The organism is Rhizobacter sp. P2_H2 (genome assembly GCF_056403375.1).
The window spans coordinates 1-5,263 of record NZ_JBFUFP010000321.1 but is presented as its reverse complement, the minus strand read 5'-3'; the positions used below and the strand labels follow the sequence as shown (position 1 = coordinate 5,263).

Sequence of the window (5,263 nt, the reverse complement as noted above, 5' to 3'; positions counted from 1 at the left end):
GGGCAGAAGGCCGAGGTCGTCAGCGCATTCACGCCGCGCATCGGCGTGCCGCCGGTCTGGCCGCTGATGAACTCGTCGCCCCAGTGCATCGCGATGAAGGCCTGGGCGGGTGATACCTGCTCGCTCGCCTGCACCGGCAGCACGATGCTGCCGCGGCGCGAGCTGACGTGCACCAGGTCGCCGTCGGCGAGCTTCAACCGCGCGAGGTCCTGCGCATGCATCTCGATGGCCGGCTCGGGCACGTGGCCGAACAGGCGGCCGATGGTGCCGGTGCGGCTCATGCCGTGCCACTGGTCGCGCAGGCGGCCGGTGGTGAGCGAGAACGGGAAGCGGGCGTCGCGCGGCTCGGCCAGCGGTTCGTACGGGGTGTCGGCGAAGCGGGCGCGGCCGGAGTCGGTCGGGAAGCGGCCGTCTTCGTAGAGGCGCGCCGTGCCGGTCGGGGCGCCGGCGGGGAAGGGCCATTGCGCGGGGCCGGCGCTGTCGAGGTGCGCGTAGCTGAGGCCGGTGATGTCGAGGTCGCGGCCGCGCGTGGTCTCGCGGTGTTCATTCCAGACCGATTCCGGCGTGGCGTAGTCGAACAGCGAGGGCAGCGACGGGCGCAGCCGTGCTTCGAGGCGGCGCGCGAAGTCGGTGGCGGCGGCCCAGTCGTGGCGGGTGTCGCCGGGCGCGGCGATGGCCGGGCGCACGCGGCTGATGCGGCGTTCGCTGTTGGTGACGGTGCCGTCCTTCTCGCCCCAGCTGGTGGCGGGCAGCAGCAGGTCGGCGTACGCGCAGGTGGCGGTGGTGGAGAAGGCCTCCTGCACGACGACGAATTCGGCGCGCTCGAGCGCGCGGCGCACCGTCGCCTGGTCGGGCATCGATTGCGCGGGGTTGGTGCAGGTGATCCACAGCGCGCGGATCTCGCCGTCGGCGGCGGCCTGGAACATCTCGACGGCCGTCTTGCCGGGCACGGCGGGCACGTCGGGCACGCCCCACAGCGCGGCGACTTCCGCGCGGTGGGCCGGGTTCGCGAGGTCGCGGTGCGCGCTCAGCAGGTTCGCGAGCCCGCCGACTTCGCGCCCGCCCATCGCGTTCGGCTGCCCGGTCAGCGAGAACGGGCCGGCGCCCGGCTTGCCGATCTGCGCGGTGGCGAGGTGCAGGTTGATCAGCGCGGCGTTCTTGAAGGTGCCGGCGCGGCTCTGGTTGAGCCCCTGGCAGTACAGCGACAGCGTGCGACCGTCGGCATCGGCGAACCAGCGCGCGGCCTGCACGAGGGCGGCCTCGTCGATGCCGCAGATGCGTGCGGCGTCTTTCGGCGTGAACTCGCGCACGCGGTCGCGCAGCGCGGCGAAGCCTTCGGTGTGGGCGGCGATCCAGGCGTGGTCGACCAGGCCTTCCCACAGCATCAGGTGCAGCATGCCGTTGAAGAGGGCCACGTCGGTGCCGGGCAGCAGTGGCAGGTGCAGGTCGGCGGCCTCGGCGGTTTCGGTGCGGCGCGGGTCGGCGACGATGATCTTCATTGCCGGGTTGGCGCGTTTCGCATCCTCGATGCGCCGGAACAGGATCGGATGCGCCCAGGCGGTGTTCGCGCCGGCGATGAAGAGGGTGCTGGCGAGCGCCAGGTCGTCGTAGCAGGCGGGTGGCGCATCGGCACCGAGCGTGAGCTTGTAGCCGGCGACGGCGCTGCTCATGCACAGGCGCGAGTTGGTGTCGACGTTGTTGGTGCCGATGAGGCCTTTGGCGAGCTTGTTGAAGACGTAGTAGTCCTCGGTGAGCAGCTGCCCGGACAGGTAGAACCCGACCGAATCGGGGCCATGCCGTTCGATCGTGCTGGCGAAGCGTTCGGTGGCGAGGTCGAGCGCGGCGTCCCAGGTGACCGGCCTGGGTGCGCTTCCTCGATCGAGGCGCTGCATCGGCTGCAGCAGCCGCGATTGCATCGTGATGGCTGCGCTGGCCGTGTGGTGCAGCGTGCTGCCCTTGGTGCACAGGCGGCCGAAGTTGGCCGGGTGGTCGGGGTCGCCTCTGACGCCTGTGATCTGGTCGTCTTGTGACTCGATGATCACGCCGCAGCCGACGCCGCAGTAGGGGCAGGTGGAGCGGGTTTCACGCATCTCGTTGTCCTGCATCTTCGGCGCGTCGCGGCGGGYGGTAGGCCCGTGGGGGGCTCATGCCGAGACGGTCGACGCCCTGGGGGCGTCGACTCCACGAAGAAGATCGGCTCCGTGGGTGCATCGCCAAACTCCCTCCACTCACTTCGTTCGTTGTGGTCAAACAGTGGCGATGAGTCAGTCTACGAAGCGTGCTGCGCACGCCACCCCCGAAGCCGATCTTCTTCGTCGCCTCAGAAATCGCCCCCCACGGGCCTACCGCCCGCCGCGAGGAGCCGACGGTTCGTGTTCGAGGGTATTTGAAGTGAGGGTTGAACCCCGGATTCCGCTGCGCTGCATCCGGGCTACACGTAGCCCGGGTGACAACCCGGGGATYMACCTTCAYTTGTTCGCTTGTTACCCCCCGAAGGAGCACGGTGGTGCCACAAAGGCGCGGGTGGGCAGGCTGTGGAGCGCCAATCAGGACGGGGCGCCGGAGCTGGCTGGTTTCTTGGCCCGCGTGCGCCAGCACGCTTCGTGAACTGACTGTCGCCGACTGTTTGACCACAACGAACGAAGTGAGTGGCGGGAGTTTCGGCGACGGGCCATGAAAGCAGTCAGCGGAGGGCAGTCCTCGCCCCCCCGGGGCGAGGACCGCACCGGCCGGCGAGCCACAGCCTGCCCACCCGCGCCTTTGCCGCGCCGACGGAGCCATCAGCCCACCACCACCGGAATGACCTTCGGACCCGCCACAGGCCGAACGAGATCGATCGCATGCTGTGCCAACTCGACGGCATCGAGGTGCACCACGCCATTCGACACGTGCACCGCAAACCTCGGCGTGCAACCGTCGTCAGGCGCCCGGGCACACCCGTCGTCCAGCCCGATCGTCCAGTTGTGCAGCGGGCACGCGACGCTCTTGCCGAACACGATGCCCTGGCTCAGCGGGCCGCCCTTGTGCGGGCAGCGGTCGAGCAGCGCGAACACCTCGTCCTGGTCGTTGCGGAAGATCGCGACGTCAACGCCCACATCACGCGCCACGCGGCGCGAGCCCAGCACCGGGATGTCGTCAACGCGACAAATGGCTTGCCACTGGCTCATCGTGCTTCTCCCAGGGCTGCTGCAACCGGCGTGAACTGCCGGGTGTCGACCCGCGCCTTGTCGAAATCGAACCACGGATCGGGCTCGCCATCGAGCGAGAACTTCAATCGCTCCCACAGCGCCACGCGGCCTTCGGCATCGTCGAGGATCTTCTTCTTCACGTAGTCGAGGCCCACACGCCCGATCCAGTGCACCGTGCGCTCCAGGTACCAGCCTTCCTCGCGGTACAGCTGCAGGAACGCACCGCTGTACTCCAGCACCTCCTCGGCCGTCTTCAGCTTCACGAAGAAATGCGCCACCTCGGTCTTGATGCCGCCGTTGCCGCCCACATAGATCTCCCAGCCCGAATCGACGCCGATCACGCCGACATCCTTGATGCCCGACTCGGCACAGTTGCGCGGGCAGCCGCTCACCGCCAGCTTCACCTTGTGCGGCGCATACATCCGCCACAGCGCACGCTCCAGGTCCTTGCCCATCTGCGTGCTGTCCTGCGTGCCGAAACGGCACCACTCCGAACCCACGCAGGTCTTCACCGTGCGCAAGGCCTTCGCATACGCATGGCCCGAGGGCATGCCGATGTCCTTCCAGACGTTGACCAGGTCCTCCTTCTTCACGCCCAGCAGGTCGATGCGCTGGCCGCCGGTCACCTTGACGGTCGGGATCTTGTACTTGTCCACCGCATCGGCGATGCGCCGCAGTTCATCCGCCGTCGTCTCGCCGCCCCACATGCGCGGGATCACGCTGTAGGTGCCGTCCTTCTGGATGTTGGCGTGGCTGCGCTCGTTGATGTAGCGCGACTGCGGATCGTCCTGCGCCTCMTTCGGCCAGGTGCTGATCAGGTAGTAGTTCACCGCCGGCCGGCAGCTCGAGCAGCCGTTCGGCGTGCGCCACGCCAGCGTCTGGTACACCGATGCGATCGACAGCAGCTTCTCGTTGCGGATCACGTCGCGCACCTCCTGGTGGCTGTGGTCGGTGCAGCCGCACATCGCCTTCTTCTTCGGCGTCGCCGAGTAGTCGCCCCCCGCAGTGAACATCAGCAGCTGCTCGACCAGCCCGGTGCACGAGCCGCACGACGCACTCGCCTTCGTGTGCTTGCGCACCTCCTCCAGCGTGAACAGGCCCTTCTCCTTGATGGCCTTGCAGACCGTCCCCTTGGTGACGCCGTTGCAGCCGCAGACCTCGTCGCTGTCGGCCATCGCGGCCGCCTTGTTGTGGCCTTCATGCCCGGTGTCGCCGATGTTCGACTCGCCGAACATCAGCTTGTCGCGGATGTCGGAGATCGTGCGGCCCTCTCTGAGCAGCTTGAAGTACCAGCTGCCATCCACCGTGTCGCCGTACATGCAGGCGCCGACCAGCTTGTCGTCCTTGATCACCAGCTTCTTGTAGACGCCGCCGAACGGATCGCTCATCACGATCTCCTCRCAGTCGGCCCCGCCCATGAAGTTGCCGGCCGAGAACAGGTCGATGCCGGTCACCTTCAGCTTGGTCGAGGTCTGCGAGCCGGTGTAGCGGCCGATGCCGAACTCCGCCAGGTGCGTCGCGCACACCTTGCCCTGCTCGAACAGCGGCGCCACCAGCCCGTACGCGATGCCGCGGTGCGCCGCACACTCGCCGACCGAGTAGATGCGCGGGTCGGTCACCGTCTGCATCGTGTCGGTGACGACGATGCCGCGGTTGCAATGCAGGCCGATCTTCTCGGCCAGCTCGGTGTTCGGGCGGATGCCGGCCGCCATCACCACCAGGTCGGCCGGCACCTCGGTGCCGTCCTTGAACTGCACCGCCATCACGCGGCCCGCCTTGCCGGCCTCGCGGTCGCCGATCAGCGCCTGCGTGTTCGCGCCGATCAGGAACTTCAGCCCGCGCGCCTCCAGCGACTTCTGCAGCAGCTTGCCGGCGGTGTCGTCCAGCTGGCGCTCCATCAGCCACGGCGCCACGTGCACCACGCTGACCTGCATGCCGCGCAGCATCAGCCCGTTGGCGGCCTCCAGCCCCAGCAACCCGCCGCCGATCACCACCGCGTGCTTGTAGCGAGTGGCGGCCTCGATCATCGTGTTGGTGTCGGCGATGTCGCGGTAGGCGATCACCCCCTCCAGGTC

The 5,263-nt window shown here is 68.3% G+C and carries 3 protein-coding genes; all 3 read right to left on the bottom strand.

The features are described 5' to 3' along the window. On the bottom strand, window positions 1-2,090 hold a 2,090-nt coding region (locus tag AC1D15_RS16915), incomplete at its 3' end, for a molybdopterin oxidoreductase family protein (protein WP_477826881.1). A gap of 690 nt (window positions 2,091-2,780) precedes the next feature. Next, window positions 2,781-3,167: a nitrite reductase small subunit NirD gene (gene nirD / locus AC1D15_RS16910; protein ID WP_477826880.1), complete on the bottom strand. Its 387-nt coding sequence runs from the start codon at window positions 3,165-3,167 to the stop codon at window positions 2,781-2,783. Then, window positions 3,164-5,263 (bottom strand): nitrite reductase large subunit NirB (gene nirB / locus AC1D15_RS16905; RefSeq protein ID WP_477826879.1); only part of this gene is annotated, 2,100 nt, incomplete at its 5' end. The genes nirD and nirB, both read right to left, overlap by 4 nt.